The sequence below is a fragment of the Enterococcus sp. AZ109 genome, assembly GCF_051714625.1.
Taxonomy (GTDB): Bacteria; Bacillota; Bacilli; order Lactobacillales; family Enterococcaceae; genus Enterococcus_A.
This window is the reverse complement of record NZ_JBIOSF010000001.1, coordinates 2567768-2592873: the sequence shown is the minus strand read 5'-3', so window position 1 is coordinate 2592873 and position 25106 is coordinate 2567768. Positions and strand designations below refer to the sequence as shown.

40 protein-coding genes and 1 other RNA gene are annotated in these 25106 nt (G+C 40.4%); 9 read left to right on the top strand and 32 right to left on the bottom strand.

Features of this window, described 5'->3' with window-relative positions; all coding sequences use genetic code 11:
- Positions 1-72: 72 nt before the first annotated feature.
- Positions 73-795 (top strand): hypothetical protein, encoded by a 723-nt coding sequence (locus tag IGI42_RS12610; RefSeq protein ID WP_438716223.1) that lies wholly within the window; start codon positions 73-75, stop codon positions 793-795.
- 143 nt (positions 796-938) lie between these two features.
- On the opposite strand, the gene IGI42_RS12605 is transcribed toward IGI42_RS12610, so the two are convergent.
- The 15 genes from IGI42_RS12605 to IGI42_RS12535 all read right to left on the bottom strand — a co-directional run bounded on the left by IGI42_RS12605 (position 939) and on the right by IGI42_RS12535 (position 10273).
- Positions 939-2918 carry a DNA cytosine methyltransferase gene (locus tag IGI42_RS12605; protein ID WP_438716222.1) on the bottom strand — a complete coding sequence of 660 codons (1980 nt, stop codon included), beginning with the start codon at positions 2916-2918 and terminating at the stop codon, positions 939-941.
- 128 nt (positions 2919-3046) lie between these two features.
- Positions 3047-3325 carry a hypothetical protein gene (locus IGI42_RS12600; protein WP_438716221.1) on the bottom strand — a complete coding sequence of 93 codons (279 nt, stop codon included), beginning with the start codon at positions 3323-3325 and terminating at the stop codon, positions 3047-3049.
- 4 nt (positions 3326-3329) lie between these two features.
- Positions 3330-4124 (bottom strand): MmcB family DNA repair protein, encoded by a 795-nt coding sequence (locus IGI42_RS12595; protein ID WP_438717047.1) that lies wholly within the window; start codon positions 4122-4124, stop codon positions 3330-3332.
- A 21-nt stretch (positions 4125-4145) separates the two neighbouring features.
- Complete coding sequence (locus tag IGI42_RS12590; protein WP_438716220.1) at positions 4146-4325, bottom strand: hypothetical protein; 180 nt, start codon at positions 4323-4325, stop codon at positions 4146-4148.
- Entirely contained in the window at positions 4322-5095 is a 774-nt protein-coding gene (locus IGI42_RS12585) for a hypothetical protein (RefSeq protein ID WP_438716219.1), read from the bottom strand. The genes IGI42_RS12590 and IGI42_RS12585 overlap by 4 nt, the downstream gene beginning before the upstream one ends.
- Positions 5096-5380, bottom strand: coding sequence for a DUF3850 domain-containing protein (locus IGI42_RS12580; RefSeq protein ID WP_438716218.1), 285 nt, complete (start codon positions 5378-5380; stop codon positions 5096-5098).
- Positions 5370-5498 (bottom strand): hypothetical protein, encoded by a 129-nt coding sequence (locus tag IGI42_RS12575; protein ID WP_438716217.1) that lies wholly within the window; start codon positions 5496-5498, stop codon positions 5370-5372. Before IGI42_RS12575 ends, IGI42_RS12580 begins: the two co-directional genes overlap by 11 nt.
- A 162-nt stretch (positions 5499-5660) precedes the next feature.
- Positions 5661-5783 (bottom strand): hypothetical protein, encoded by a 123-nt coding sequence (locus IGI42_RS12570; protein WP_438716216.1) that lies wholly within the window; start codon positions 5781-5783, stop codon positions 5661-5663.
- A 9-nt stretch (positions 5784-5792) separates the two neighbouring features.
- Positions 5793-6266, bottom strand: coding sequence for a DUF1064 domain-containing protein (locus tag IGI42_RS12565; protein ID WP_438716215.1), 474 nt, complete (start codon positions 6264-6266; stop codon positions 5793-5795).
- A 4-nt stretch (positions 6267-6270) separates the two neighbouring features.
- Positions 6271-6507, bottom strand: a complete 237-nt coding sequence (locus IGI42_RS12560; RefSeq protein ID WP_438716214.1) for a hypothetical protein — start codon at positions 6505-6507, stop codon at positions 6271-6273.
- Complete coding sequence (locus IGI42_RS12555; protein ID WP_438716213.1) at positions 6504-7355, bottom strand: ATP-binding protein; 852 nt, start codon at positions 7353-7355, stop codon at positions 6504-6506. Before IGI42_RS12555 ends, IGI42_RS12560 begins: the two co-directional genes overlap by 4 nt.
- 13 nt (positions 7356-7368) lie before the next feature.
- The gene (locus tag IGI42_RS12550; RefSeq protein ID WP_438716212.1) at positions 7369-8175 is read right to left on the bottom strand and encodes a hypothetical protein; all 807 of its coding nucleotides are present in this window, start codon (positions 8173-8175) and stop codon (positions 7369-7371) included.
- A gap of 7 nt (positions 8176-8182) precedes the next feature.
- Entirely contained in the window at positions 8183-8674 is a 492-nt protein-coding gene (locus tag IGI42_RS12545) for an HNH endonuclease (protein WP_438716211.1), read from the bottom strand.
- Positions 8675-8685: 11 nt separating this feature from the next.
- Positions 8686-9414 (bottom strand): MBL fold metallo-hydrolase, encoded by a 729-nt coding sequence (locus IGI42_RS12540; RefSeq protein ID WP_438716210.1) that lies wholly within the window; start codon positions 9412-9414, stop codon positions 8686-8688.
- Positions 9407-10273 carry a recombinase RecT gene (locus IGI42_RS12535; RefSeq protein ID WP_438716209.1) on the bottom strand — a complete coding sequence of 289 codons (867 nt, stop codon included), beginning with the start codon at positions 10271-10273 and terminating at the stop codon, positions 9407-9409. The genes IGI42_RS12540 and IGI42_RS12535 overlap by 8 nt, the downstream gene beginning before the upstream one ends.
- Before the next feature lie 45 nt (positions 10274-10318).
- On the opposite strand from IGI42_RS12535, the gene IGI42_RS12530 reads away from it, so the two are divergent.
- A complete protein-coding gene (locus IGI42_RS12530; RefSeq protein ID WP_438716208.1) occupies positions 10319-11128 on the top strand; it encodes a TIGR02391 family protein in 810 nt (269 codons plus the stop codon).
- Between the two features lie 206 nt (positions 11129-11334).
- Here the strand turns inward: IGI42_RS12530 and IGI42_RS12525 are convergent, their stop codons facing one another.
- The 4 genes from IGI42_RS12525 to IGI42_RS12510 form a co-directional block, all read right to left on the bottom strand.
- Complete coding sequence (locus IGI42_RS12525) at positions 11335-11532, bottom strand: hypothetical protein (protein ID WP_438716207.1); 198 nt, start codon at positions 11530-11532, stop codon at positions 11335-11337.
- Positions 11533-11837: 305 nt separating this feature from the next.
- Positions 11838-13787 carry a hypothetical protein gene (locus IGI42_RS12520; RefSeq protein WP_438716206.1) on the bottom strand — a complete coding sequence of 650 codons (1950 nt, stop codon included), beginning with the start codon at positions 13785-13787 and terminating at the stop codon, positions 11838-11840.
- A 75-nt stretch (positions 13788-13862) separates the two neighbouring features.
- Positions 13863-14066: a hypothetical protein gene (locus tag IGI42_RS12515; RefSeq protein WP_438716205.1), complete on the bottom strand. Its 204-nt coding sequence runs from the start codon at positions 14064-14066 to the stop codon at positions 13863-13865.
- A 20-nt stretch (positions 14067-14086) separates the two neighbouring features.
- Positions 14087-14242, bottom strand: coding sequence for a hypothetical protein (locus IGI42_RS12510; protein ID WP_438716204.1), 156 nt, complete (start codon positions 14240-14242; stop codon positions 14087-14089).
- Positions 14243-14449: 207 nt separating this feature from the next.
- Between IGI42_RS12510 and IGI42_RS12505 the strand changes: the two genes are divergently transcribed.
- Positions 14450-14689 (top strand): hypothetical protein, encoded by a 240-nt coding sequence (locus IGI42_RS12505; RefSeq protein WP_438716203.1) that lies wholly within the window; start codon positions 14450-14452, stop codon positions 14687-14689.
- Here the strand turns inward: IGI42_RS12505 and IGI42_RS12500 are convergent.
- Genes IGI42_RS12500 through IGI42_RS12480 form a run of 5 tightly spaced genes read right to left on the bottom strand, consistent with a single transcriptional unit; the run spans position 14682 to position 15648 of the window.
- A complete protein-coding gene (locus IGI42_RS12500) occupies positions 14682-14864 on the bottom strand; it encodes a hypothetical protein (RefSeq protein WP_438716202.1) in 183 nt (60 codons plus the stop codon). The two genes, IGI42_RS12505 and IGI42_RS12500, sit on opposite strands and share 8 nt — an antisense overlap.
- 24 nt (positions 14865-14888) lie before the next feature.
- The gene (locus tag IGI42_RS12495; protein WP_438716201.1) at positions 14889-15023 is read right to left on the bottom strand and encodes a hypothetical protein; all 135 of its coding nucleotides are present in this window, start codon (positions 15021-15023) and stop codon (positions 14889-14891) included.
- Between the two features lie 34 nt (positions 15024-15057).
- A complete protein-coding gene (locus IGI42_RS12490; RefSeq protein WP_438716200.1) occupies positions 15058-15183 on the bottom strand; it encodes a hypothetical protein in 126 nt (41 codons plus the stop codon).
- Between the two features lie 2 nt (positions 15184-15185).
- Positions 15186-15446, bottom strand: coding sequence for a hypothetical protein (locus tag IGI42_RS12485; protein ID WP_438716199.1), 261 nt, complete (start codon positions 15444-15446; stop codon positions 15186-15188).
- Between the two features lie 10 nt (positions 15447-15456).
- Positions 15457-15648 (bottom strand): hypothetical protein, encoded by a 192-nt coding sequence (locus IGI42_RS12480; RefSeq protein WP_438716198.1) that lies wholly within the window; start codon positions 15646-15648, stop codon positions 15457-15459.
- 306 nt (positions 15649-15954) lie between these two features.
- Between IGI42_RS12480 and IGI42_RS12475 the strand changes: the two genes are divergently transcribed.
- From IGI42_RS12475 to IGI42_RS12460, 4 genes are all read left to right on the top strand, one after another.
- Entirely contained in the window at positions 15955-16302 is a 348-nt protein-coding gene (locus tag IGI42_RS12475; RefSeq protein WP_438716197.1) for a helix-turn-helix domain-containing protein, read from the top strand.
- Positions 16303-16305: 3 nt separating this feature from the next.
- A complete protein-coding gene (locus IGI42_RS12470) occupies positions 16306-16728 on the top strand; it encodes an ImmA/IrrE family metallo-endopeptidase (RefSeq protein ID WP_438716196.1) in 423 nt (140 codons plus the stop codon).
- Positions 16729-16958: 230 nt separating this feature from the next.
- Positions 16959-17132 carry a hypothetical protein gene (locus tag IGI42_RS12465; RefSeq protein ID WP_438716195.1) on the top strand — a complete coding sequence of 58 codons (174 nt, stop codon included), beginning with the start codon at positions 16959-16961 and terminating at the stop codon, positions 17130-17132.
- Between the two features lie 16 nt (positions 17133-17148).
- Positions 17149-18285, top strand: coding sequence for a tyrosine-type recombinase/integrase (locus IGI42_RS12460; RefSeq protein WP_438716194.1), 1137 nt, complete (start codon positions 17149-17151; stop codon positions 18283-18285).
- A gap of 64 nt (positions 18286-18349) precedes the next feature.
- On the opposite strand, the gene ffs is transcribed toward IGI42_RS12460, so the two are convergent.
- Both ffs and tadA read right to left on the bottom strand, forming a co-directional pair.
- Positions 18350-18445, bottom strand: an RNA gene (ffs, locus tag IGI42_RS12455) — signal recognition particle sRNA small type.
- A gap of 24 nt (positions 18446-18469) precedes the next feature.
- Positions 18470-18982 carry a tRNA adenosine(34) deaminase TadA gene (tadA, locus tag IGI42_RS12450; protein ID WP_438716193.1) on the bottom strand — a complete coding sequence of 171 codons (513 nt, stop codon included), beginning with the start codon at positions 18980-18982 and terminating at the stop codon, positions 18470-18472.
- A gap of 130 nt (positions 18983-19112) precedes the next feature.
- Between tadA and IGI42_RS12445 the strand changes: the two genes are divergently transcribed.
- Complete coding sequence (locus IGI42_RS12445; protein ID WP_438716192.1) at positions 19113-19499, top strand: YxeA family protein; 387 nt, start codon at positions 19113-19115, stop codon at positions 19497-19499.
- Positions 19500-19630: 131 nt separating this feature from the next.
- Here the strand turns inward: IGI42_RS12445 and IGI42_RS12440 are convergent, their stop codons facing one another.
- Complete coding sequence (locus IGI42_RS12440; RefSeq protein WP_438716191.1) at positions 19631-19969, bottom strand: hypothetical protein; 339 nt, start codon at positions 19967-19969, stop codon at positions 19631-19633.
- 118 nt (positions 19970-20087) lie between these two features.
- Here IGI42_RS12440 and IGI42_RS12435 point away from each other — a divergent pair, with 118 nt between their 5' ends.
- A complete protein-coding gene (locus IGI42_RS12435) occupies positions 20088-20579 on the top strand; it encodes a GNAT family N-acetyltransferase (protein WP_438716190.1) in 492 nt (163 codons plus the stop codon).
- A gap of 32 nt (positions 20580-20611) precedes the next feature.
- On the opposite strand, the gene IGI42_RS12430 is transcribed toward IGI42_RS12435, so the two are convergent.
- The 5 genes from IGI42_RS12430 to IGI42_RS12410 all read right to left on the bottom strand — a co-directional run bounded on the left by IGI42_RS12430 (position 20612) and on the right by IGI42_RS12410 (position 24766).
- Positions 20612-21322: a zinc metallopeptidase gene (locus IGI42_RS12430; protein WP_438716189.1), complete on the bottom strand. Its 711-nt coding sequence runs from the start codon at positions 21320-21322 to the stop codon at positions 20612-20614.
- 85 nt (positions 21323-21407) lie between these two features.
- A complete protein-coding gene (locus tag IGI42_RS12425) occupies positions 21408-21737 on the bottom strand; it encodes a zinc ribbon domain-containing protein YjdM (RefSeq protein ID WP_438716188.1) in 330 nt (109 codons plus the stop codon).
- 144 nt (positions 21738-21881) lie between these two features.
- Positions 21882-22829, bottom strand: coding sequence for a DHH family phosphoesterase (locus tag IGI42_RS12420; RefSeq protein WP_438716187.1), 948 nt, complete (start codon positions 22827-22829; stop codon positions 21882-21884).
- Positions 22830-22842: 13 nt separating this feature from the next.
- Positions 22843-24174 (bottom strand): DRTGG domain-containing protein, encoded by a 1332-nt coding sequence (locus IGI42_RS12415; protein WP_438716186.1) that lies wholly within the window; start codon positions 24172-24174, stop codon positions 22843-22845.
- A gap of 121 nt (positions 24175-24295) precedes the next feature.
- Complete coding sequence (locus IGI42_RS12410; RefSeq protein ID WP_438716185.1) at positions 24296-24766, bottom strand: YbaK/EbsC family protein; 471 nt, start codon at positions 24764-24766, stop codon at positions 24296-24298.
- Between the last annotated feature and the right edge of the window lie 340 nt (positions 24767-25106).

Below are 25106 nucleotides of genomic sequence, written 5' to 3'. Positions count from 1 at the left end.
ATGTCACTCCATCCTTTCCGTCGTTAGTTTAGTTTCCAGTCTGATATAATAAATATTAAAGGAGTGTTTTTTATGATTATTGAATCAAGTTTTTTCAAAACTCTTGAAGCTTTGTTGGCAAATGCTGATGGTGAGAATTTACGTGAAAGATCATTTGTTAACATTTTTAGTAACTGTATTCTTCAAGAATTGAATTCAAAGAATGTTGATAATCCCCTTCATCTGATCCAATTAGAGAAACCTTTCGATCATTACGCATCAACTGCGACTCATCGCAAAAGATGTGATTTGTATGTTGATTTCGAAGAATTCATTTTAAAAGACGAATTGAAACCTTATAAAATCTATAGTAAAAATTGGTTAGAGTTCAAGTATTTCGGAAACGCTGAGAGAGTTACTGGAAACCCCACGACTGTTAAAAATGTTGGTAAAATAATTAATGATCTCATTCGATTGGGATGGAATCAGTACAAATCAGCAGACAAAGACCAAGGCTATTATTTTTCTGTGGGTTTTAGACACGAAAAATTTGCTTACCTTGCACGAACATCTACAAGAAAAAATAATGATAGGCAATGGCTCTCTACTATCTTCCTTCCAGGAATTCATGATATTACTATTAATTTACAAAATGAAACAAAGGAGGCAAAAAAAGCCGTCGAATTTGATAATATTTCAACTTTTAACTTAAGAGTAAAGACAACTAATTATGAGCCAATTGATAGTGTTAGCAATGATAATCTTTTCTCAGCTTATCTAATTCAAATATTAAATTTTGACCCTACTCTTGTTTGATAGGGTCTCTTGAGCACGCGATTTCTTAAAAGATACAAGTGCACTGTAATTTATTTTAGTAGATTAAATGCCCTATTCGCCACTTACTACTGAGATACTAAATCTTTTCTTGGTCACCACCCTCCATTCCATACTATCTTCCTTTAAGCTTCCCAACCAAAGTCGGCATTCAAAAGTTCTCCTTGCTCCACAAAAGGATGCTCGCTGCACAGTTCTGGTAGGTTTGCTCTAACAAGTACCTCAGCGCAATTTGGTACAACCATGTTTCCGATTCTTGCAGTTTGCTTAGCTTTGCTGATCTTTTTACCATCCTTATCTTTATCAAGTACGTAATTATCAGGAACCCCTTGCGCTCGTGCGAGTTCATGCGGCTGCAGCATCCTCAATGTAATATCCGTGATCCGATAGTCTTCACCCTGAATAGTAACTAATCCGAAGCGATCTTTTGTTGGAATGGTATGAAGAGGTTCGTCAACCTTTTGTCCTTCTCCCTGCCCATAATATTTAGTTATGAATACAGAATCCTTGGCTCTATCGCCAAAAACTGGTTTGTCATAATATTCTTCGAAGAAAAGCTGCACTTCAAGATTGCGTTGCGCATCTTGTTCCATTTCAACTTCAACTAACGAGTGAGTGCTTCTCATTGGAATTGTGTGTAACGGATCGTTCAAATTGCTTGCTACCGATCTTGACTGTCCGGCATACGACTTTGCGATAAACGCAGACACCACTGAGTGATGATCAACTTGAGTAATGGTATCGGGCGGATCTCGCAAATCAATTCCTTCCCCTTGATAGTTGCCACCGTAATACTTGCTAATAAAAGAAGATATCAACATCTGATTTCCGCCAGTGGTGATCGTAGACATCGGGTCTAAAATGTGGCTACCAGGATGTCCAGTATTATTAACTGCTAGATGTGCTGTCATTAATGAATGGTGATTGCTTTGACTCGTTATTGTGGATAAAGGATCTGATAAGTTATCTCCAGTAGAGTTGTTGTAATCTTTTTTTACCCAAGCTGCTGCTAAGCCGAATTTATTGCCGCCAGCTGTGATAGTTCCCAACGGCTTATCTAGATCAAGAACTCTCTTGCCTTCTGGATCGCCATATCCCATTTGAATAAGCGTTGGAGAAATTAGGCAATGCTCCGCTTTAGTGGTTATGGTCGTCAACGGATCTGTCAATGAATAGGAAAGCCTGTCACCACCAAAGCCTGTTTGTCCAATTCTAGAAATATACGGCGAAACCACACCATATCCATTCTTTGCGGTTACAGTATTCAAAGGCTCATGAATACTTTGCCCTCGGAATTGTTCCCCGCTGTGGTTAACAGTTACAATAAAAGGTTCGGGGTTGTCGATGACAAACTTTTTCAATCCTCTAGCTATTCGCTTCATCGTGTTGGGACTCAAAGGTTTTTTACGTCCAAAAATTGAATTACCAGGCACTTCCCAATCTATGCACTCTGCAGCTGCTCGATAAGGTAACTTTTCGCCACGCTGTACCTCTTCACTATCCCGCGGGGCATGTGTTGGTTCTGGCCAAACAATCGGCTGCCCATCACAGCGTGCAATCATAAAAAGCCGTTTTCTAGTGGTTGGTGCTCCATAATCACATGCACGCAATTCTTTAAATTCAACTTCGTAACCCTGCCTCTCTATTGCTCTGACAAAAGATTGAAATGTCTGCCCCTTTTTCTTTGGATCAGGGACGGCACCTTTTTCAGTTATAATCAGCGGTCCCCAGGTTTTAAATTCCTCTACATTCTCCAAGATAATTACTCTTGGCTTAACAGTTGCTGCCCATCTCACTGCAACCCATGCCAAACCTCTGATTTTCTTATTGACCGGTGTGCCGCCTTTAGCCTTTGAAAAATGTTTACAGTCGGGTGATAGCCAACATAGTGCTACCGGCTGGCCATTTGCTACCTCTCTCGGATGGACATCCCAGACACTTTCACAATAATGTTTAGTGTTCGGATGGTTGCTTTCATGCATAGCGATTGCGTCTGGATCATGGTTGATTGCCACGTCCACAGAACGTCCAATTGCCATTTCAATTCCAGTACTGGCGCCTCCGCCGCCAGCGAAATTATCAACTACTATTTCTCTGATTTGCATCTGACATCCTTTCTATGAATCCTTAACAGTTGGAGAAATATTTTCTATAATCACATCTCCGTTCTTGAGACTTGTTGACGTTTTTTTATGAAAAAGGCAAGAGGTTAACATACTATGGTGTTGGTTCCTCAAAACACAATTGACTTAACTTTTTTAAACGGTCTAGTTTGGAACGTGATTACCTTGAAAGGAATCTCGATCCATTCCGTTGTCCTGTACCTGAAAATTTCATTATCAGGCTGATAGTCAGTTGCCCACGAATCAGCAACCGCCAAAATGACAGGGCCCATTGTTTTGAAAACTTCCGGATCAGCGGTCAACGGTGGCCGTGGATTCTTAATTGAGTGGAAAAACCATACTTTACCCTCTGAGTCACGTATTCGCCCATCGCCTAGATGCTCGTGCATTTAACTAATCCCCCGCTTCTGACTTGACTTGTGGTTTAATCTCGTTGAGAGCGGACGTCAACTCTTCGTTCGCTCTCTCAAGCTTTCTCAGCGTTTGCCGAGATATTCCGCTACCTGTCATAGACTCAAGTTCTCTCTCCAATCCCCACAAGCTCATTGAGAGACCGAACTTACCAAGAATCTTTGCAGTCTCATGGTAGCTTTCCTCATATTCAGACAAGCTTTTTACTCTTCGCTGAAGGGATTCTACCTCATCGTTCAGAGATTGGATTTCTTTAGCCATCTTTGATTTCACGTTATAACCGAGTTCTTTTTTACTTTTTTTGTTATTAACATAATCTCGGAGAAATGCTTCACAGTCCGAATACACGGGAACCCGTTCGCTATCAATTCGATTCATAATAATGTATAGCAATAGCCCAGCGTGGAGATCGATTGTTCTATATTTCGCTTTCCGTTTTGTGTAAAGCGTCCCCTTATCAGGATTGAACCAGATTAGACCGACGTCCCCCGGCAGCTCCTCTGGCTGAATCAAACCTCGCGGACAAACAAAGGAGAAGGTGTGGCACTGCTCGTAATATTTAGGCCACTTGTGATCCTGTTCAAAATCAGCCCGGGATACTTTGATTTCATAGCCGATAATATTTGGTTGGGACCAAGATTTCTTGATCGCCACCGCATCCATTCGGACATTGGAGCCTGCCCAGCCAGTAGGTCCGTTCTTAACCTCTGTCATAAAGAAGTCGTTGGAGTGTTTATCTCGCAGGGCTTCAACTAATTGCCATGAAGTAACATACATCTTCAGCAACACCTATCCTCTCTAATCAAACTTGATTTTCTTCTTATCCAGCAAGTGCAAATAAAGAATCCCGATATCGATCACTTTCTGATTCATGATCTCAGCTACCTGTGACGGCTTGAGACCCAAGGAAAAGAGCGATGTAGCCTGCTCTATCTCCTTTTCGGTCCAATCAAATTTTTTGTCCATCAATACAATCAATAGGGATCAACTTCTCCGTCATCTGCTTCACCATCTTCATCATCGGTGCTGGCATCCGAATCGGCATTTTCTTCATCATTTTGTTCAGAATCGACCGCTTTTGTGTCAGAATCGGCAGAATCCGTTACCGAATCTGTATTTTCCGTTTCTTCGACATCAGAATCGGCTTCTTTTCCGTCAGAATCTGATTCTTCACGCTCATCTTCTACTGGTTCCGCAAACACTACCTTGTCACGAACTTTGTCCCATGAGTCAGCATAAGGCGCAAAATGCTTGCGGGCTTTTTCTACCTCGTCTAATAAACTGGTGTCCGACATATCATAGGTGGCAGCAATCTCGCCAATATCTTCTCCGTCTTCCATGCGGGAAATCACGTCGCGAGGATTAATATTCCCAGGAAACTCCAAAGTGGTGGCTTTCATAATAAATTCATCAATTAATTCACGATCCACTTTCTTCTCAATTTCCCGAATGTCTGAGTTCGGTTCTCCGTCAATCTCCAATTGAGTCTGCTCAGTAACTTTAAACTCGACCGTCCCGTCATTGTTTACAATCCATTCTTGGACCGGCTTCTTAGTGCTGTTATCGATTTGCTGCTTGTACGAATAACTTTCAGGAAGGATGGTCACGATCACTTTCTTACCGGACAATTTTCTCAAATCCTCGTATTGACCATCTAGAGAATCGTCCTTCACCTCAAGTGTGATTTTTGTAAGATCCTCTTTTGCGATATTAATTGCTTTGATAAACGGGCTAAATTGTAATGACATTTATATTTCCTCCTTGAATGGTAGTTTGCCGTAGCTATAGCATTGTAGCTGGAAAGAAAATACGACATAGTCTTCTTTCTGCATAAAATCAGTAATATATGTGATGGTTCCTAATACATATTTACCGGTATACCCCTGTTCTTTGGTGAACTCACGCAAGACAAAGTCATCACCTTCACTAAAGTTGCGATCGTTTTTTCTTATTTCAAATTTCTTTTTGCCGTCAACAATTGCTTGGTAATATTCCGGAGCGATTTTGAGACGGTGAACAGACTTACTCTTCATCAGAATTTCCCTCGCAATCTGCACATGTTCTTGGATAGCCTGATTCCTCTCCATCAATAAAACTTCCGCACACCTCGCACAGCAGACCTCCTAGAATCATTTCTACTGCTTCTCCCACAGTCATCCCTCCACTTCTTTTCAAACGCAGCAAGTAAAGCTCGAGCTTGCTGCTCCGTTCCTACCGTGTTCGACTGATACTTTACATTGTTCGATTCATCTAAGACTTGGACGTCCCAGTTTTTAATCTCACTATCCATTAACAGAACTCCTCGTATTTGAATTAAAAGATTGCTTTCCCGATGATAAATAGCAGCTTGATCAACGCCATTAAGATCGTGCCGACCACTGCCAGATAAGCAGCTGCTACTAAACATCCTCCAGCTATGCCGAATAAATCTTTCATCGTATCCTCCTAGTAATTAGTCGCATCCCGCCAGTGGTAGTCAAAGTTATCGGTGATGAATGGTTTCTTTTCGTTAAGCTGCTTGGTTACACCTTGCGTAATAACTTTAAAATCTTGTTTCCGGATAACGACAGCCTCCACTGGATGACCATATTGCATTGCGAAAAGTCTAAAACGCAACTTGTTCGCTTGATCAATACCATAAATTCCAAAACTGTTTTTTACATCGATTACATGCAGCCATTCGCCGCTATGATCAGATATGATGAAATCTGGAGAAAAGGAAATTGCTGATATTTTCCCTCTTCCGCACGGCAGTTCTGTTAGCTCAGCGAGTTTAAAGCGTGGATGAACCTTGAAAGGCAGACCACAATTTTTTACAAACCGCTGGTAAAATAAAGCTTCTTTTTCTGAGTCGAAGGTGTAGCCATCAACGATAACTTTGTTCCCTCTTTTGTTTAGTGCTGTTGGGCTATTTCCCATAGATTTATCCTTTCTGCCGCATCCAAGCTTGATTCGCTTTAGGCTGTGCCGGCTTGGGCTGCATTTTTGTTCGAATTTTCTTTGTATCTTCTTGGCTGATCACTTCAACGACCCGGCCGCCGCAGGTTGCAGCTACGAGCTCGGCCATTACTTGATCATCGTATTTTTTTGCGTGTTTCAAAGACGGGCGCCCATTGCCGCTGTCGTCTAGATAGCACATCACCTTTACTGCGTAACTCAAAGTGGATGCCTCCTTTTGTCTTTGGTTTCTTTAAAATTCATCACGTACTCATTACCGGCATTGTTCATCATCCGAGAAAAGACACGCTCGCCGTAAGCGTTAATTAGCTGCTTAGAAGTTAAGTTGGTGGTGAATATAGTTGCCTTGTCCAAACGAGCCTCTGCAAGCGAAGTGATAACGTCAACATCATATGGAGTTGCCTTCTGATTGTCCTCAAGACGACCAAGTTCCGCCCCAACATCATCAATCAACACAAGATCGGTTTTCTTGATCTCCGTCATTAATGCCCCTTGAATTTGCTTCCTAGCTTCAGAATCATTCATAGCGAACTTAAGTTGTTCCAGCAGCTCACGATAACTGACAACTGAACAACTGACCACATAGCCAGATTTTTTCATTGCAAAGTCTAGGACGCTCATACCGAGGTGAGTTTTCCCGACACCTGGCGAACCAGTAAGAATTGCGTGAACTTTTTTACCTTCTAAAATATCAGCTGCCCACTCTAACGCTTTTTTCTTCGCAAGTTTTGTTTCCGAATCAGGCGTTCGGTAATCTTCAAAGCGGTTAGAAAATATACTTTTATCTGTGACAATTGAAGTGTTCATCAGTCGAGAAAGTGCATCTTTCATCTTTGCTTCATCGAACATTGCACGTTCCTTCGTTTGGTGAAGCTTTGTCATTACACGATAGCCACAATCAACTGCGGTGCAGACGGGGGCGCATCGTTCCGATCCATCTTTATTAGTGTTCTTCCATTTCCGCATTGGTCCGCCACACTTAGGACATTCGCCAGTAACGATCAGAACTTTATCCATAATTCTTTCTAGTGCTGTCGCTATTGATTCCATTTATCTATCTCCGTCACCAGTCAAGACCTGTGTCCGGCAATTCTGAATCCGGAACCGACTTGCTAGATTTTTTATTTTTTTGAACGAGCATTTTGTCGAAGTGTTTCCTCAAACTTACAGGTGATTGAATGACCCCGCTCCAAAATTCATGCTGTGTTGCCCAAATGATCATATCTTGTACATCTTTTCCCGAACGTTTGTCCGCTTCGATAGTCAACCGAATAACATTAGCCCAAGAATTAAAGTCCGGCTCTTTGATATTTATGTTTTCTAGGATTTTTTGATAAAGAATTTTCGCCAGCTTTTTATTTGGATCATCATCGGAGTAAACCCGTTTTTTGGGTTTCTTCGACGTATTATTATTATTCTTATCATTCTTATCATTCTTATCATTCTTATTATTGTTCTCTTGTCGTTCACTTTGCGTTCTCTTGTCGTTCTTTTGGCGTTCACTTATCGGATTTTCGTAGCGCCCAAACCCTTGATACTCCTCGTAATTCACTACAGTAAACAGTGTTCCGTAATCAGTGACTTCAATTTCTATTCGCCCTTCCTTTACAAGTTGATCAATCTTCTTTTTTATAGTGTTGAGCGAGTATTGCTTGTACCCTCTTTTTTCCTTGTACGCCAAGTCATTTTGTAAGTTCCTGTATGATCTTAAGAACTGACCTCGTTTTAAATGAACATCCGCAACGGTGGTGCCATCATTGGCGAAGACGGCATTTCCGTAGATATAGAAAAAGATTCGAAATTTAACTACATCTGTCCAAATCGGATTTTCAAAAATTTCTCTGCTTGTCTGGAAAGCTCCTTTCGCCATTGATTACTCACCTTCTCCTGTGAATATTCTTGTGGCAAGTTTCGCAGAGGGTTTGGCCATTTGAGATATCGAATCGAAGATCTGGGAATTTTGCAAAAGGTTTAACGTGATGCGCATTCAAATCCCCACCGACTTGCCCGCATTTTTGACAAACGAAATTGTCACGTTCATAAACAGCGGTTCGCCATCGTGCATATTCGCCCGAACTGCGAATATCTTTTGAGGTCTTTTCCCATGGTGGTTTACCGATGCAGATAATTATCTCTCCATCTCGAAGAAATACATCTGCACTTTTTGTATCAATTCCACAGAAGTCTAAATATTTCTTTTTCGATATATTCCCTGCCAGATAAGAACAATCCAAACAAAGGTCATTTTCTTCTAGCTCTGAGTGTGGTTCGCAATCCAAAAATCTCTTTCTGCACATGTCACATTCGTACTCTCTTATGAAATCTGTAAAAGTCCCGTTTTCCACTGGAATCGAATCAATAAAACTCATGTTTTCACCACCTAAGCTATATAAACAGGAACTCCGGTTAAGCGCTGAGTGTCCTCTTTAAATTGTTTTTCGATACTGTTCGAGTCTGACAGATGTAGCAGCCAAACTTCCTGCAGGCGGTCAGACTTATTTGCTTTAATAAAAGCCGTGGTCTGTTCAAAATCGAAGTGGCTTTCCAGCAAGCGAGTTTTCCGCTTCAAGTCAAATCCTTCCACCATTTTCTCGTCGATCACGTCTCTGGAATAATTCGCCTCGATCATTAAATGAGTGATGTTAGGAAATTTATACTTCACGTAATACGAGTCAGTGATAAACACAAGCCGGTCGCCAGCTGTATTGTCGATCAAGAAACCGCAAGGCTCCTCGGCATCGTGTTCCGTCTTAAATGGCGTCACGTACCAGCTGCCGATCTTAGTAGTCTCCTTGTACTTCAAAAAGTTGAATCGGTAGCGATCGCTAGCTTCTAAATGAAGCACTGGATCTTCCGACATACCTTTAAAAGTTCCTAAGGTTGAAAAAATATCAATCGCAGTCATATCAATCAGCTGCGGTACATACTTGCAGTGATCCCGATGTTCATGGCTGATTACACATCCAACAACATTCGAGAAGTCAAACTGCATTGATTGCTGGACCTTCTTAAACTGAATGCCAGCTTCAATCATTAGTTGGGAATGGCCATCGTCGATTAAATAGCCATTCCCACTGCTGCCGGAACCAAACGAACGAATTTTAAGCATAAGGATCGTCTTCCTTCGGATCATCAGGGATCAGTGTCGGTTGTTCAGGTGCTAGATCATTCGGAAGTTCCTCTGGTATTTCTGCAGGTTTCGGATCAAACACTTCACTGTTGGCGTTTTGGTCGATCTCCTCGATGATCTCAGCCTCTTTACGTTCGTCATCGTCCTGGTACTCGTTGGCTGTAGTGTTGTTGATTGCTTCAATCAGCAAGTCGCTATCGTCGCTGGTATTGACGAATGCTTTTGCAGCTCGATTGATCACGGTACGTTTGGCCATCTCCTGAGGAAACTTATTTTGAACATTTTTTGTTTTAGCTTGGCTCCAAGCGGCATCAATTTCTTTTTTTGTCATCGTAGTCAAAATTTGCTTGCCATCCGCTTTTTCGATGATGCAATAAGCGCCGATTATTTCATTATCACGATTAGCAAACGCCGTCTCATGACCGACTAATACCTCACGGCCTTCTTGAATCGCTATTTTGAAGTCATCGCCTTTATAGATGACATTGGCCCAAACATCATTAACTTCTGACAGCCGTTTCAAAACAGCTTGCGTTCCAAAGTAGGAGCGAGTCATTTTTAATTGGCTGCCATAAGGAACGAAGTAGCATTGAGTCTTGGCAGGCGACAAGCCTTGGACAACCATATCGAGCAACGAGTTAGCAATTGATTCTTTAGTACATTTTTCCAGCAAGTTTCCCCCTGCAGCGTTCGTCATTGCGAAAAAGGCAGACTTCAAAGCGTTAGCGGGGCTGTATGCTGGTGGCAATGCTAAGCCATCACTTTGCATTGCGGCTACTTTCTGATTTACTTGATCTGTGATATCTTTCTGTAAAAGAGCTGGCGTTTTATTTGTCATTATTTTGTTTCCTTTCTTTGGTATAATTATTTTTGAGGTGAAAATATGAGTAAACCAATAGATAACAGAATTATCGAACATGTCGCTAAAATTCTTGGAGAAGAGTTAACTGGGTCAAAAATTGATGATATGTTTGATCAATTAGGCCTTATTAATCTGGACAAGATAGAACGAGGGTACACATCGACCAAATGGCGGCGAATCCATGAATCTGTACTAGTAAAATGCAAAGAGAATAATAGTGCATTACCATTTTTTTTAGTTATCCAATATGTTTTAACCCCATCATCATATATAGATAAACCTGACTACTGGAAAAAAATTCTCAGAGGAATAAATAGCCAGTTGATGTTCTATGGATTTGAAGTTAATGACGCAGGAAGAGTCATTGAAACAGAAGTCGTTGAATCTTTTGGAGACGGTCAAAGACGTCTGCAATCATTTACTGAAAGACTGTCCGCTTACGAGATTCATCCTGAAATCTTAAAATACTGTACCGATGAACTATTCTCAGAAAACTATTTCCATGCAATTCTCGAAGCGAGTAAAGGATTACTCCATCGACTCCGTGAAATGTCAGGACTAGATCTCGATGGATCAACTCTCGTTAACGAAGCTTTTATCATCAGAAAACCAGTTATAGTGATTAATGGAAATAAAATGGAGTCGTTAACGGAAAAGAGCGAATATAATGGGCTTAAAAGTTTACTAAACACCATAGTTTATTTGTATAGAAACCCCAAAGCTCATGAACCAAAACTATATAATCCATCTTCTGAAAGCGATGCAGTAACTGCCTTTACACTCATGTCAATGGCTCACTCTATTTTGGATAACTGTATCCGCGTCAGGTAAACTTGTTAATGCTAGTTGTGACAATATTGCTGTCGCACTAGCCAAATCAATAACCTTGGAAGTTATCCTTGAAACCTTGCATTCTTGCAACCCAGATAATTCTCTTGCAAGATGCTCATTTAAGAGGATTGCATTATTAAGTAGATCCTTCGAAAAATAAGTTGATGGTTCTATCTTTTCTAATTGAATTTCTAGCTTATTCTCCATTAGTTATCATCCTTCCAAAGTAATCTGTAGGGTTCTTTCTGTGCGCCGACCATATAAACTGGATACTTATCTACCCAAGTTGGGCTACCTAGCTCAGTAAGTCTTGCTTCAACGTCTTCATAAATTGTTTCTAAAGACTCAAAAAGACCAATGAAAACTTTCTCGTGGTTGACTACAATGTAAACAAATGCTTTCATTTCCTATACCTCTACTTTCGTCCCACAGATCGGGCAGAATTTGTAATCTAATTCAAGTTTTTCATACTCACATCGTGTACAATTTTTAGAGTCAGTTTGGAACAGCTCCTCGACTGTTGAATTGCCTATTTCAGCAAATTGTCGTAGCCTTTCCCTGTTGGGGTGGCAACGTCCTTTTTCCCAGTTGCAGATAACACCTTTACTTGCAGGAGGGTTAAATATTTCTCCGAATTCCTCCATGGTAAGACCTTTCTCCATCCGTATTGATCGGATTCTTCGACCAATAATTTGGTTTGTCATCACCTTCACACCTCGACTTTCAGACTTTCGTCATCAGTCACCTGTAGCTCGATCATCTGGCTATCAATAGGAATCAATGTGTTAACCGATTCGGCGTTGTCCACGAAAATTGGCATCGTGATACCGAGTTCTCTCGACAAAGTGTTGACGATATCCAGATCACAGTTGATCCGAGCGCCGTTGTTCAAGCCGCTGCTGTACTCAATCCCAACATAAGTGGCTTCGCACATTTCTTTGATACCCTCGTTTTTTTGGATGTCGAATAATTTCCACTTAACAATCTCAAACTTGGCATTGATGGATTCCTCGATACGTTCAACTTTTTTGCGTGTGAATTCCTCGATCAGCCATAAATCTTTTTCAATTTGCTGATTCTGCTCTTTTAGCGATTTGTCTTGAGCTTTTAACTCTGAAAGACGTTGATTATAAGAGTCAGCAATCTCGAATTTCTGAAGCTCTTGTTGTAGTTTTGCCAAGTTTACTTTGTCCGCTTCGATATCTTCTTCAAGCTTTTTGACTTCTGAGTTGACATCTTTTTGTTTAGCCTTCTCCATTTCAACTTCTAGCTGAGAGTTCTGAGCAGTAATGTCTCGGTAAATCTGACTTTCTTCAAAGGTGCCAACTTTCTTCTTTTCAAATATCAGTTCATTATTAATTTCGTCCAAACGAGCTTCGGCTGCAGCAAACTGAGTTTTAGATTTACTTAAGTTACTTTTAGTAGTCTTAAGTTCAGCCTGTAATTTTTCAAGATCTTGCTTTGTTGCTTTGCCAACCTCGATATTTTTTTCGATGTCTTTCGATCGTTGCTGATTAAACTTACCTTTTATCTTTGAAATTTCTGATTCTGGAAGCACTTGGCTGCAAGTTGGACAAACAGTTTGATGCTCATCAAAGGACGTTTCCTTAAGCAACCGATATTTTTCACGGTGTTTGTTAAGAAACTCTGTTTTCTCGTCAATAGCTGCTTGTGTTCGGTATTCTTCACTCTCTAGGTCTTTCACTGTAGATCTGAGTGTGCTGACTAGCATATGTTGCTTATTGAAATCTTCTTGTAGCGTTGATGTTGCGGCATTAGCATCAGTCAGAAACTTTGTTTTTTTATCGATAAGCTTTGATCTAAGCTCATCTTGTTTCACTTTAAGATCGTTTAGCTCCTTGTTGATATTGCCGGACTTAGCATCAATCAACCAACCTTCTTTCTCGTGAACAAAAGCGGTAACTTCATCGATGTTTTTCTCAAGTTCAACTTTGTTTTCAGCTAGACTGAGCTGCGATTTCATATCAGTGACTTCTTGAATCCGTGCTGGCATACCCTCTATACTTTTTTTAACTTCTTTTTTCTGGTCAGAAAGTATTTTCTTCATTTCATCAATGGTGTGATCCTTCAGAACAAGTTGTAATTCTTTGAGGGTTTCTTCACTCTTGATGATTTCTTCATCAGTCAAACCAGTCATGCCAATTAAAACTTCGCGACGTTTTGTCCAGTTAAGAGACATGAAGAAAGAAGAATTTGAGAGCATCTGAAGATTAGTTTCGCCACCCAAGTCTTCGATATATTCTTTCCAGTTTTTCTCTTTAGTTGGAACCTCATCAATAAAGTATTTGGTAGTATCGCTGGCGCGCTTCTTTTCCAATTCACCCTTCTTGGTGGTCCATTTTTCCTGCTGAACACGTCTAATGACAGTTGCCTTACCGTCGATCAGCAGTTCCGCCTCAACGGTTGGCTCCAGGCCAAGTAGTTCTTGATTGTTACCATCAAGCGACTTAGGGTTAATCTTTGCCCCCAGTGAGTCTTTGCCGAACAACAGCCATTGCAAGCCGTCAGCAAGCGTAGTTTTTCCAGCGCCGTTTTGTCCGCAGACAACAGCATCAGAACCGTTAAGAATCAGCTCGAAGTTTTCAATGCCTTTGAAATGCTTGTAGGTGACTTTGTTTATTGATATTTTTTTACTCATGTTCTATACTCCTTTTAGACAAATCATTTTTTTAGTTCCTATCTCGGTTGCACCCGAGGTGGGATTTTTTTGTTTTCATTTGACAATCCTCCCGATTGTTTTTTGAACAATATTCGTGACTGTCAGAAGTCCGAATAACACTAAGCCGGGTTGCCAAGCTCCTAAAACTAAAGTGGCCGCCATTGCACCAGTTAGACCAACTTTCTTTGCTCTACGCCTTGCTGCTCTCTTTGATAAATCCACACTTATGTTTTTCACAAATACAAAGTCTTCACGCATTCAATCACTCCTTTCATTTTTCAAAGAATAAAAAGAATTCCTGCTGTAATTACTAGTCCCAAGAAGAAAGCAATCATAGCTAGTATTCTTCCAAACTGATCCTTGCACGCCACGTTGATACCAATCCCTACTAAGACGACAATCCATAGAACAAAAGCGAAAACCATTTCAGGCATCAGGTTTTCACCATGATTTTTGCTGGGCACTGCTCCAATTCTCTAATTAATGTTGCAGCATGGACTTTCTTATCGCTTGACTCGTGAATGATGAAGCCACTTGTTTTTAACTTAACTATTATTTTCATTCTGACTTTCCTTTCTTTGCTATAATTCACTTATCAGTGATGATTACGCTGAAATAACTGGTAAGGAGGTTAAAGTCTGATGACTGAAATCTACGCTAATCTAATTGGCACGTGGTGTTGTCTAAATGAAGATGAGAATTGTTACATCGGCGAACACAAAGTATCCCCAAGTCAATGGTGGGAAGAATCTGCTGCAATCTACAGTCCCAAAACAAGATCTGAATACGATTCTTTTTATCAACTGGATTATGTACACATCCATTACAAATCCGTTGACTACAGGATAAATCCCATCTTTATTCAAGTAGTTACTAAGTAAAGTCCTGAAGGCAACTATCTTCTATTTTCTTTATGTCATTCTCTGTAAGTTGCACCTTATGCTGATGATCCGAATAGAAGATATTTGCTTTTTGAACTAACAAACTAAACTGCATACTAGTCAGACCTTCGATCAACTCAGTGAATTGAGTTATCTTTTTCTCTGGTATCTTCATTGTTGTTCCTCCTAAAATTCGTATTTAACGTGATAGTTCGTTCCGTTTAATGAAAGATTCGAACAGTTCAATGTTTAACAATGCCACAGCACCAGTCGGATTTCGGTAGCCATGATTTGTAATCAAGTTAAGGATTGTTACTTTATTGACTGGTAACATCTTACCTGTCCTCCTATTCCGTTCTATTTAGATGCTAAAGCTTAACTCTTACCCACGTACTTTGGTTTGTATAATTCAAGACGACTGCAGCGAGAATATAGGGTTCATCAGTTTTAAATACGATCACGCCACCGCTCAAAGTCTTTACTTTAACTTCCATTTCTACGCTCCTTTGTTTCTTTTAAACTTGTTCTTATGTTTCCATTCTAAAAACTTATCGAACAAATCAATTCTAATGATTGGAACCTTGTACGTCGGTAAACGGTACCCTTCACAATAATCAGGATGCTCCTTGAATTCTGCTAAAAGTTTTTGAAAGGTAGGTTCATGTTCTTTATACCCAAAATACTGTTTGGCTTCTTCTTTGGACATCCACATCTGTGGTATTTCTACCGTAGCGGCAATAACAATCTTGTCAGTCATAATCCCCCTCCTAACTGATCCCGTATGCTTTCAGCAATTTTGTAAGAAGCAAATTAGATTTTTTTGTAGTTCTCTTTCCAGTGACCGCATAATATACTTCTTGTTTATTCGAACCAATAACCAACGCCATAGTCCTATAAGATAAATCATTCTCCTCCTTATACTCCAAAATCTTTTCTCTAAGGATCGCTGTTTCTGGCATTTTCTACCCTCCTCTATACTTAATTATCGAGCGTAACCATTTCCGTTACCTATTTTTATAAAAATCTATTGACTTTTTTTACCCGTATGGATAAAATAGGGGCATAGGAAATAACCCTGGCACCTTTCAAAATCAATGAAAATCGTTTGCAGACGGGTTTTCGATTTTAATCAAGGGCACCAGTATGTCTTTTTTGTTGGTAACGGATTAGGTTACGAGTTAATGATAATACGTTTGGGTAATTTGGTCAAGCATTTTTCCCTACTTTTATTATTTTTCTCTGCCATTTAAAGGAGGATTGTTGAATTGGTAGTGTTTGAGAGGATAAAATTACTATCCCAAAAAAGAGATTTAACCTTACAACAGGTAGCGGAAGAGTTAGGTTTCAGCAAGAATATTTTTTATAAGTGGAAAACAAGCGAACCAAAAGGAGCAGATTTGCAAAAAGTTGCAGATTTTTTTAATGTTTCGGTTGACTATCTACTGGGCAGAACAGATAACCCAACTGGTAGTCTTGATGGGATAAAAAAAGATTTAACTGTTGAGGAGGCTTTAGATTCAGTAATGAGTTATGATGGAGAACCGCTAACTGATAACGACAAAGAAATTTTAAAGGCAATTATCGAAGCCTATCTTGAAAAAAAGAAAGGCTAGTAGGTGAGTTTGTTGGATAGACGCATAAGAAAAATTGTTGATACTTTAAAGGTTACGATACTATACCGCGCAGGTATGGATAAACCAGGACATTATATAGCAGCTACTAATACAATTGTTTTAAAAGAAGGTATGTCAGAAATGGAGGAAATGCGTGTTCTGTTGCACGAATTAGGACACGCATGCAAACACCATAATAATTACCACCTGTATAACTTAACATTTACACTTCGATCAAAGATGGAAGCTGAAGCAGAACAATACATGATAAAGAAGTTGTTAGATAAGTACATGGCGGCTTCTGACATCGATCTTCGGCACGTAAACTATATGAAATTTATTGAGTCTAATGATCTTAATCCAAAATATGAGCATGCAGTAAAAGAACTTTTAAATGATCTAGCTACAAACCAGGGATCATTGTAACTATTTTTTTACCCAACAAAAGAACATACGTTCCTGTAAGCAGTTCCATTTATTCAAAATATATAATTAAATTAGAAAAAGGAGAGTATTTTTATGAACTATTTGGAATTCAAAGAGTTTTTAGAGAGCACTAATGCTTATGAAATCTATATGCAGAAAGCATTAGTATTACAACATGATCGTAATAGTAGGAGGAGTGAGAAAAAAGGAAAAAATGGAATGACGCACGTATGGAAAGAGCTGCAGATGAAATGTGGGATAAAGTCGCGGCTGCAGCTTATGAACAGATCAAGAGTGCTAGGATAGCAATGAAGGCTGGTGCAAAAACTTGGATTGATTTCATGAATGAAAACGATTTTCTCGAATCTTTTAGTGATGGTGTATCTGAAATGGAATTTGATTAAGGAGTTGAACATTAATATGTGGGTAGAAGAATTAAAAAATGGAAGCTACAAGTACTCTGAGAGGTACAAAGATCCGTACACAGAAAAAGTCAGAAAAGTATCAGTGACTTTGACAAGTAAATCCAATCAAGCGAGAAAGCAAGCAAATATGGAGCTACAAGAAAAAATAAAGTTGAAGTTAGAACAGAAGGAGCAGACAAATGTGACACTAGGCCAACTGCTCGATTCCTGGTGGTCGTATCATGAGAAGACCATACGAAATTCTTCAAAAGTAAATTACTTGAAGATATTAAGATACATCAGAGGAAACCTCAATACTGATGCTTTGGTCAGAAATACTGATGCCAAATTTTATCAGGACTTTTTTGACCAACTTACTCAAGCATATAGTTATAAAAAGAAATTCCGGGGTGTCTTAAAGATGGCGTTAGATTACGCTGTCGATATGGAAATGATTAGTAGCAATCCTGTAGATCGAGCAAAAATACCTAAGCCTGCGCTAACTAAAGAAATATATGAGAAAGTGGAAGAAAAGTATTTAGAAGAAAATGAGATGAATAAGCTATTGAAGGTATACTGTGACACCTTTCAGAGCGTGCATCACGGTAGACTCGCTGAGTTTATGTATTTGACCGGGTTACGCGCTGGAGAAACTATCAGCCTGACGTTAGAGGACTATGATGCTGATACTAAATCTATTAAAGTGACGGGTACATTAGATTACTCTAACGGATATAAAAATGCGACAAAGGAGTTACCAAAAACGGCTGCATCTTATAGAGAAGTTGATCTTTCGAACCGAGCGGTTGAAATCATTGAAGAATTAATTTTAGAGAATAAGTTGAAATTCGGAAAAAAGACTTGTTATCTATTCCTTAGCAAAACCGGCAAGCCTATACAAATCAATTCATTCAATAATTCTCTCAAGACTATGAACGACAAACTTGGTGACAAAAAAATAAACAAGAAGATGTCTAGTCATATTTTTCGGCATTCTCACATATCGCTTTTAGCTGAGCTTAACATTCCTATCAAAGCGATCATGGAAAGGGTTGGTCACACCGATATGGACACGACAATGAAGATTTACACCCATGTCACTAAGAAAGCGAAGGCAAGTATAGTTGAAAAACTCAACAAACACGGAAAATGAGATTGCCCCTTTACTGCCCCTTTTAGGTTTTAGGCAAATAAAAAACAGGCTCGAAAGCCTGCTGATAAGCGATTTAATTCAGACACATGCCGGATCCTGCTTAGTGCTGCTTCCTTCCAGATCTGACACAATTCACAAGCCCGACATTGTCCTAGCCTTTCGGCAAAAATTAGTATAACAAATTCTAGTCAGCTTGGCTAGTCTTTTTCATTTGTTTTTTCTTTTCCCGTAGTTGACGGAAGAAATTGGTTAGTAATTGGCCGCAGGTTTCTTCTAAGATTCCACCTTCTACATAAGCCCGGTGGTTAAATCGCTCATCGGTTAATAGATTCATCAAAGTTCCTGCGGTTCCTCCTTTGGGATCATAGGCGCCGAAATAAACTTCTTCGATTCGTGACAAAATCATGGCGCCGCTGCACATAGGACAGGGCTCTAACGTAACAAACAGCTGGCATTCTTCTAAGCGCCAGCTTTCTAAATCTTTGCAGGCTTCTCGAATAGCAAACATTTCAGCATGACTGGTGGCATCTTGACTATGCTCTCGCAGGTTATGCCCGCGGCCGATAATTTCTTTTTGATAGACGATAATTGCGCCAATAGGTACTTCTGCCACAGCTTCTGCTTTTTGTGCTTCAAGGATCGCTTCTTGCATATAGTACGCTTTTTCTTCTTCTGTAAATGAACTGATTCGTTCCACGCTTTTCACCTCGTTTCTTACTTTAGCATATTTTATGTACATGTCAGCAGGAATTTGAAGAATTTCATACTTATGACTGATTCAAACGGGTAACAAGACTTGTATGATAGATAAATAAGGAGGGATCACGTTGAAAAGAATCAAGCGAATCATTGTCGCAATCCTCCTATTGCTAGCTGTTTTTTTAGTCATAGCACCGAACCTAACAAAAAATCAAACCAGTGAATGGGCGGCGATCGCTGATTCCGTGAATCCCTTGATTAGAGAAGAGAAAATTTACGTAAAAACCGCAGAAATAAATCCGGTCATTCAGTTAGCCACCAACACGTCCTCAACTGCTTACATTGCGACTAGTTATAATGACCGCGGTCAAGCCAGAAAGATCTGTTATCAACCTGAGTATATGCCTACTGCTGGACGCTATTTGGAGCTAGTGGCTAAAGGGCAAAGTATCCGCAGCTGGAAAGAAGTATTGCCTGCTCATGTACCAGCTGAAGCAAGAAAACGACTCCGATGAATAGCAGAGCATCCTAAGAAGGACTTTGCAGGTTCGCTCAGCGTTAAAAAAGCTTGGTTAAAAAGCGAAGCCCCGTTAAAATTGCAGCTAAAAACGCCCATCAACTAGGCTTGGTTGATGGGCGTTCGTTTTTAATCGATTACATTGTCGACCATGTTCATGATCTTATCTTTTAAATCATCAGTAGTTTCTTTAATAGAATCTCCGTAGACTGATACACGTTTTTTTCCGTCCTTGATTTTTCCAAGGATGTTCATCAGGTTATCTAAATCTTCATCCGACAATTTATCCACGATAGACATGATTTTGTCGCTACCGTCGAACTTGTCATTCACAAATTTTTTCACTTTGTGACGATTCGACGCATGACGTGCTTTCTCTAAAATTTTACCCGAAGCAATCACTGCTGTGGCAACGCCAGCTACCGCAATGACACTTACACCGATCTTGATTTTCGTTGTTCTTTTCATGGGTATCAGCTCCTTTATTTGCTAATTTAATCATACCATACTCTAAGGGCGAACAATAATAAGAACTCTCTTTTTACTTGATTGTTTGGTATACTGGAACAAAAAAAAGGAGGTTCTCATGCAGATTCAACGGTACCCGAATACTCATCCAACCTATCAACAAGCTAAAAAATATGGGTTGCAGCAGCTTTCGACTGTCGATGGTGAAGGCATCATTGATTGCGAAGCTTTTGAGCTTTCTAAAGAGGTCTATCTGGCAGTTGATGAAAAGAAGCAAATCGCCGGTTTTTTACTGATTGCCCAAGATGGCTTACTGGAAAAATTAGCCAAGGATAATTTATTTGAACCCCAACCATTAGAGGGATTATTGATTCAGCAGTTGTTTGTTGATCCAGCTTTTCGGCAGAAAGGAATTGCCAGTCAGTTGTTAGAAGCAGCCCAACAGCAGCAAAAAGATCTCTACCTTTATGTCAGTGACAAAAACCAGCCTGCTAAGAAATTTTATGCTAAGAAAGGCTTTCATGTAATTGGTGTCTATGAAACACCTAAACATCATACGTTTACCAATTTTAAAGCGTATTTACTAAAGAAAAAGATAAAAAAGCGGTAAACCTCCGAAAATTGGGAGATTTACCGCTTTTTTTAGTTTCGATTGCGATTGCCGCCGAATATCATGATCAAACGTAACAGCTGTAAGAAAGTCGCTAACGCAGCTGCCACATAAGTTAAAGCCGCTGCTGTTAGTACTTTGCGAGCTGCTTGCAATTCATCTGTTTCCAGCATATTGCCGTCCCTTAGAATCGCTAACGCCCGACGAGACGCATCAAATTCTACTGGCAAAGTCACCAATTGGAAAACCAATGCCAAAGAAAACGCAGCGATACCGATGTTGATTAAGGTGGTATTCCAGCTCATAAACACACCGATTAAAATCAACGGAAAGGCAATCGTTGAACCAAAATTAGCAACTGGGACAATCGCGTGTCGGATTCTTAATGGGAGATACCCCTTCGCATCCTGAACCGCATGTCCGACTTCATGGGCAGCGACACCGATTGCCGCAACCGAAGTGGACTGTGCCGTTGCTTCTGATAAGCTAAGCATTTTATTGCCGCTATTGTAATTATCAGTTAAATTCCCAGCAATTTGCTGAACCCCAACATCATTGATTCCTTGACTTTGTAAAATGTATTGAGCAGCCCGTGTTCCGGTTAAGCCGTTGCGGCTACGCATTTCGTCATATTTGCGAAAGGTGGAGTTAACATAAGCTGATGCAGCTCCACTGATCACTAATCCAAGGATAACCAAAAGAAATGTTGGATCAAAAAAATTATAGTATCCAAGGCCATACATAAACATTTCCCCTATCTTAAACTATCTTACTATTAGTGTAACAGAAAGCGATGAAAAAAGTATGAAGACCGCACTAAGATTCTTTCTAGAGCTTTTTAACGAATTCTGATTTCAGCTTCATGGGACCAAAGCCATCTACTTTACAGTCGATATTGTGGTCGCCTTCGACTAAACGGATATTTTTCACTTTGGTTCCTTGTTTGATTGGATTTGAAGCCCCTTTGACTTTTAAGTCTTTGATCACGGTTACGCTGTCGCCTTCTTCAAGCAAGTTGCCGTTACTATCTTTTACAACTAATCCTTCTTCAGCGGCTGCCTCTTCGTTCCATTCATGGCCGCACTCTGGACAAATAAACATTCCGCGATCCTCGTAGGTATATTCTGATTGACACATTGGGCAATTTGGTAATGACATGGTTGGTCTCCTTTTTTGTTTGATGCCTTATTTTAGCGAAAAAATAACCCTTTGAAAAGGGCATTCCTTCTTATTTCGCAAGTTTTCTCTGCAAAAACGAACTAGCCTTGCATGATTGCTAGCAAGACTAGTTCCAAATTCCTACTATTTTTGATGGTACTGGGCACACATTGCTTGTAGTTCACGGTAGATTTCTTCCCGTTCGCTATCGTCACGGGCATTGGCGCCGCTGGCTAGCGGGTGACCGCCGCCGTGGTGACGTTTGGCTAATTCGTTAATGACTGGTCCTTTTGAACGCAGGCGGACACGATAATAGCCTTCAGGTTGTTCCACAAAAAGTCCCCAAGCCAGCACATTGTCGATGACTCCTGGTAGAGGTACCAAAGAAGACGTTTCAGAATCTACAATATCATATTTTTTCATGACTTCTTGGGTCAAGATGACTTGGGCAGCCCCGTTTTCATCGACTTCTAGGTGCTGGTACAAATACCCAGACATCTGAGCGACCTTCAAGGAAATTTGTTCGATTTCCCGATTCAGCTTCGTGGCATCGAAGTGGTGATCGACTAATTTGGCTGCAACGCGCAACGTATGAGAAGTGGTTGCTGGATACAAGAAGCGTCCTGTATCCCCCACGATTCCGCCGTACAATAAGCGGGCTGCGTTGGGTGTTAATGCCAAGTCGTATTCAAAAGCGAAGTCGGCAATCATTTCACTACAACTGCTGGCTTTTGTATTTACCCACACAATATCACCATATGGGTCGTCGTTGGGATGGTGATCGATTTTGATCAATTTATCCCCTAATGAAAACCGATCGCCACTGATTCGGGGAGAATTCGCCGTGTCGGTAACAATCACTAAGGCACCTTGGTACAACGCATCTTCGATTGTTTCCATGCTGGCTAGAAATTCTAACCCTTCGACTGATCCGCCGACTTGGTAAATTTCTTTGTCAGGAAAATTGTGGCGCAACACCTCTGCCAACCCGACTTGTGACCCAATCGCATCTGGATCAGGTCGTTGGTGGCGGTGAATAATGATGCGGTCATATTCTTTGATTGCTGCGATAATTTTTTCGGTTGTTGTCATGTTTTGCCTCTTTCTATGAACGCTCCATCACCTGGCAAACAACGAGCGCTTTTGCCACGATGACATTGTCAATGTATACTTCTAAATCTAATTTGGCAGAACGCCGGCCAAATTCTAGGATTTTCGTATGAATTTCAATTTCACTTTCTAATTGGATCAGGCGCAGGTAGTGTAGATTCATCTGTTCAATTATGGTATTGCGGCGTTGGTCGATCATCAAACTGCGTTGAGCAACGTTGGCCAACAGCTCACTTAACACACCAAATGAAATTGTCCCCACACTATTGACCATTTGCGGACTTACTTCAAATTTGAAGTAAGGATGTTCTAACGGATTGCCTTCACGATCCGCATCCACCATCACAATCTCACCCACAATTTGATCAGAAATAGTATTGGACATTTGCGGTTGACGCTGCACAAGCTGCATGGCTTTCATCACATCTTGTCGGCTGACCATTCCAAGTAACGTTAGATCATCTTCTACCACCGGCATCATTTCCAGACCATCCCAAATCATTCGATGGCTGACAGAAGCAACGCTCATATTGGTTTTCACGACAATCGGCTCGCGTGTCATTACTCGATCCAACAATTGATTGTCGGCTTTGCCTAAAATATCTTTAGCTGTTACAATGCCCATCACTCGCATGTTTTTGTTTACGACTGGGAAGCGGGAATGTCCAGTTTTTTCAGATAAGGTTTGATAGCTGGAAATTGGCTCCCCTGCTTGTAAGTATTGGGTCTTCTCCAAGGGCATATAGATGTCACTGACTTGCATGATGTCTTTTTTGATCAACTGGTCGCTTAACGCCCGGTTGATCATGGTCGCAACTGTGAAGGAATCGTAAGTAGTTCGCAGAACGGGCAATTCTAATTCGTCGGCTAACTCTGCTATTTCCGGATCAGTATCAAAGCCCCCAGTAATTAAAACAGCCGCTCCGTCTTTCAACGCTAGCCTTTGTGCGCCCGTCCGATTTCCGACGATCAATAAAGAACCCGGTGTAATGTAGCGCTGCATTGCCTCTTCTGTCATCGCACCAATGACAAATCTATTTAAATCCTTGTCTAAACCTGCTGTACCGCCGAGAACGTCGCCTTCAATGATCCTAACAACCTCACCGAACGTTAAGCGCTCAATATTTTTCTTTAATTTACGCTCGATCCGAATCGTGCCCACTCGCTGAATGGTCGAAACCAGCCCGATATTTTCAGCATCCTTAATCGCTCGATACGCAGTTCCCTCACTGACACTTAAGTTTTTTGCAATGCTTCGAACCGAAATACGTTCACCAACCGGCAAACTTTCAATATGTTCCAAAATTAAATCATGTTTAGTTGCCACAACTAACCCTCCTGTTTCACCTTTTTCATTGGTACAGTTTTATCTTTTATAGTATAACAGAAGGTCAAATAAAAAAGAAGTCAACTGCTAGTTTTTCAACGAATCAGCTAACTTCTCTCATTTATTTCAATAAACTTTCAATCTGCGGGTGTAACAGTTCGATTAAATCGCTGGACGCTAGTTCCACTGCTCGACCGATTTCGCCACTAGAAATAATGACTTGTTCGTAATTATGAATGCTTTCATCGAATACAATTAAGTAATCAGGATGGTTTAAACGAATACCAATCGGCGTGTTCGCACCATGCTCATAACCGGTATGCTCCAAGACAAAATCCATTGGCGGCAAACCAATCTTACGGTTTCCTGTAGCTTTTGCCGCTTTTTTATAATCCAAGCGGGCATCTAGAGGCACCACTGCGATAACCACGCCTGTTTTGTTGCCTTTCATCACTAAGGTTTTAAAGATTTTATCATGATCGACCGGTTCCTCGGTTAATACGGCGGTCCCATCTTCTCTTTCTACTGGCAATTCATGCGCAGTAAAAGAAATTCCTTGTTTGGTTAAATAGTCTTCTACCTGATTAGCCAATGTTATTCCCCCTGTTTTTTCATAGTAAGTCAGTCATTTTATCTAAAATAAGAGGCTGATTCTTTGTAAGCATAACACAAGTCTTGCAAGTACGGTCCTTGCGGTGCTTGGCAGAAAAACAATCGAACTTGGTTCAATCAAAGAAGTATTTGGGTCAAATTGATCGAAGTTTCCAGCTAAAAACTGGGAAACAGAGTGTCCAAAATTAGGAAGTTAGCAACCTAAGTGGAACTGGCAAGCTAGTTTGCGAAGCCGGAGCATAGCAACCTTGTTGTTATAATCTTTTCAATTGTGGAAAAATTATACTTTCTTTACTATTGAAAAAAACAGCACTCTGAAT

Excerpts from the sequence above, each read along its gene's own strand:
- IGI42_RS12555 (WP_438716213.1), bottom strand. The coding sequence starts at position 7,355 with ATGGAATCAATAGCGACAGCACTAGAAAGAATTATGGATAAAGTTCTG.
- IGI42_RS12605 (WP_438716222.1), bottom strand. The coding sequence starts at position 2,918 with ATGCAAATCAGAGAAATAGTAGTTGATAATTTCGCTGGCGGCGGAGGC.
- IGI42_RS12495 (WP_438716201.1), bottom strand. The coding sequence starts at position 15,023 with ATGTTACCAGTCAATAAAGTAACAATCCTTAACTTGATTACAAATCAT.
- IGI42_RS12465 (WP_438716195.1), top strand. The coding sequence starts at position 16,959 with ATGGAAAGAGCTGCAGATGAAATGTGGGATAAAGTCGCGGCTGCAGCT.
- IGI42_RS12600 (WP_438716221.1), bottom strand. The coding sequence starts at position 3,325 with ATGCACGAGCATCTAGGCGATGGGCGAATACGTGACTCAGAGGGTAAA.
- IGI42_RS12490 (WP_438716200.1), bottom strand. The coding sequence starts at position 15,183 with ATGGAAGTTAAAGTAAAGACTTTGAGCGGTGGCGTGATCGTATTTAAA.
- IGI42_RS12430 (WP_438716189.1), bottom strand. The coding sequence starts at position 21,322 with ATGTATGGCCTTGGATACTATAATTTTTTTGATCCAACATTTCTTTTG.
- IGI42_RS12585 (WP_438716219.1), bottom strand. The coding sequence starts at position 5,095 with ATGTCATTACAATTTAGCCCGTTTATCAAAGCAATTAATATCGCAAAA.
- IGI42_RS12540 (WP_438716210.1), bottom strand. The coding sequence starts at position 9,414 with ATGCTTAAAATTCGTTCGTTTGGTTCCGGCAGCAGTGGGAATGGCTAT.
- IGI42_RS12425 (WP_438716188.1), bottom strand. The coding sequence starts at position 21,737 with ATGTCATTACCAAATTGCCCAATGTGTCAATCAGAATATACCTACGAG.
- IGI42_RS12535 (WP_438716209.1), bottom strand. The coding sequence starts at position 10,273 with ATGACAAATAAAACGCCAGCTCTTTTACAGAAAGATATCACAGATCAA.
- IGI42_RS12480 (WP_438716198.1), bottom strand. The coding sequence starts at position 15,648 with ATGCCAGAAACAGCGATCCTTAGAGAAAAGATTTTGGAGTATAAGGAG.
- IGI42_RS12515 (WP_438716205.1), bottom strand. The coding sequence starts at position 14,066 with ATGCGTGAAGACTTTGTATTTGTGAAAAACATAAGTGTGGATTTATCA.
- IGI42_RS12420 (WP_438716187.1), bottom strand. The coding sequence starts at position 22,829 with ATGACAACAACCGAAAAAATTATCGCAGCAATCAAAGAATATGACCGC.
- IGI42_RS12435 (WP_438716190.1), top strand. The coding sequence starts at position 20,088 with ATGCAGATTCAACGGTACCCGAATACTCATCCAACCTATCAACAAGCT.
- IGI42_RS12580 (WP_438716218.1), bottom strand. The coding sequence starts at position 5,380 with ATGAAGAGTAAGTCTGTTCACCGTCTCAAAATCGCTCCGGAATATTAC.
- IGI42_RS12595 (WP_438717047.1), bottom strand. The coding sequence starts at position 4,124 with ATGTATGTTACTTCATGGCAATTAGTTGAAGCCCTGCGAGATAAACAC.
- IGI42_RS12525 (WP_438716207.1), bottom strand. The coding sequence starts at position 11,532 with ATGAAAGCATTTGTTTACATTGTAGTCAACCACGAGAAAGTTTTCATT.
- IGI42_RS12440 (WP_438716191.1), bottom strand. The coding sequence starts at position 19,969 with ATGAAAAGAACAACGAAAATCAAGATCGGTGTAAGTGTCATTGCGGTA.
- IGI42_RS12550 (WP_438716212.1), bottom strand. The coding sequence starts at position 8,175 with ATGGCGAAAGGAGCTTTCCAGACAAGCAGAGAAATTTTTGAAAATCCG.
- IGI42_RS12570 (WP_438716216.1), bottom strand. The coding sequence starts at position 5,783 with ATGAAAGATTTATTCGGCATAGCTGGAGGATGTTTAGTAGCAGCTGCT.
- IGI42_RS12545 (WP_438716211.1), bottom strand. The coding sequence starts at position 8,674 with ATGAGTTTTATTGATTCGATTCCAGTGGAAAACGGGACTTTTACAGAT.
- IGI42_RS12500 (WP_438716202.1), bottom strand. The coding sequence starts at position 14,864 with ATGAAGATACCAGAGAAAAAGATAACTCAATTCACTGAGTTGATCGAA.
- IGI42_RS12460 (WP_438716194.1), top strand. The coding sequence starts at position 17,149 with ATGTGGGTAGAAGAATTAAAAAATGGAAGCTACAAGTACTCTGAGAGG.
- IGI42_RS12510 (WP_438716204.1), bottom strand. The coding sequence starts at position 14,242 with ATGCCTGAAATGGTTTTCGCTTTTGTTCTATGGATTGTCGTCTTAGTA.
- IGI42_RS12530 (WP_438716208.1), top strand. The coding sequence starts at position 10,319 with ATGAGTAAACCAATAGATAACAGAATTATCGAACATGTCGCTAAAATT.
- IGI42_RS12485 (WP_438716199.1), bottom strand. The coding sequence starts at position 15,446 with ATGACTGACAAGATTGTTATTGCCGCTACGGTAGAAATACCACAGATG.
- IGI42_RS12610 (WP_438716223.1), top strand. The coding sequence starts at position 73 with ATGATTATTGAATCAAGTTTTTTCAAAACTCTTGAAGCTTTGTTGGCA.
- IGI42_RS12565 (WP_438716215.1), bottom strand. The coding sequence starts at position 6,266 with ATGGGAAATAGCCCAACAGCACTAAACAAAAGAGGGAACAAAGTTATC.
- IGI42_RS12505 (WP_438716203.1), top strand. The coding sequence starts at position 14,450 with ATGACTGAAATCTACGCTAATCTAATTGGCACGTGGTGTTGTCTAAAT.
- IGI42_RS12520 (WP_438716206.1), bottom strand. The coding sequence starts at position 13,787 with ATGAGTAAAAAAATATCAATAAACAAAGTCACCTACAAGCATTTCAAA.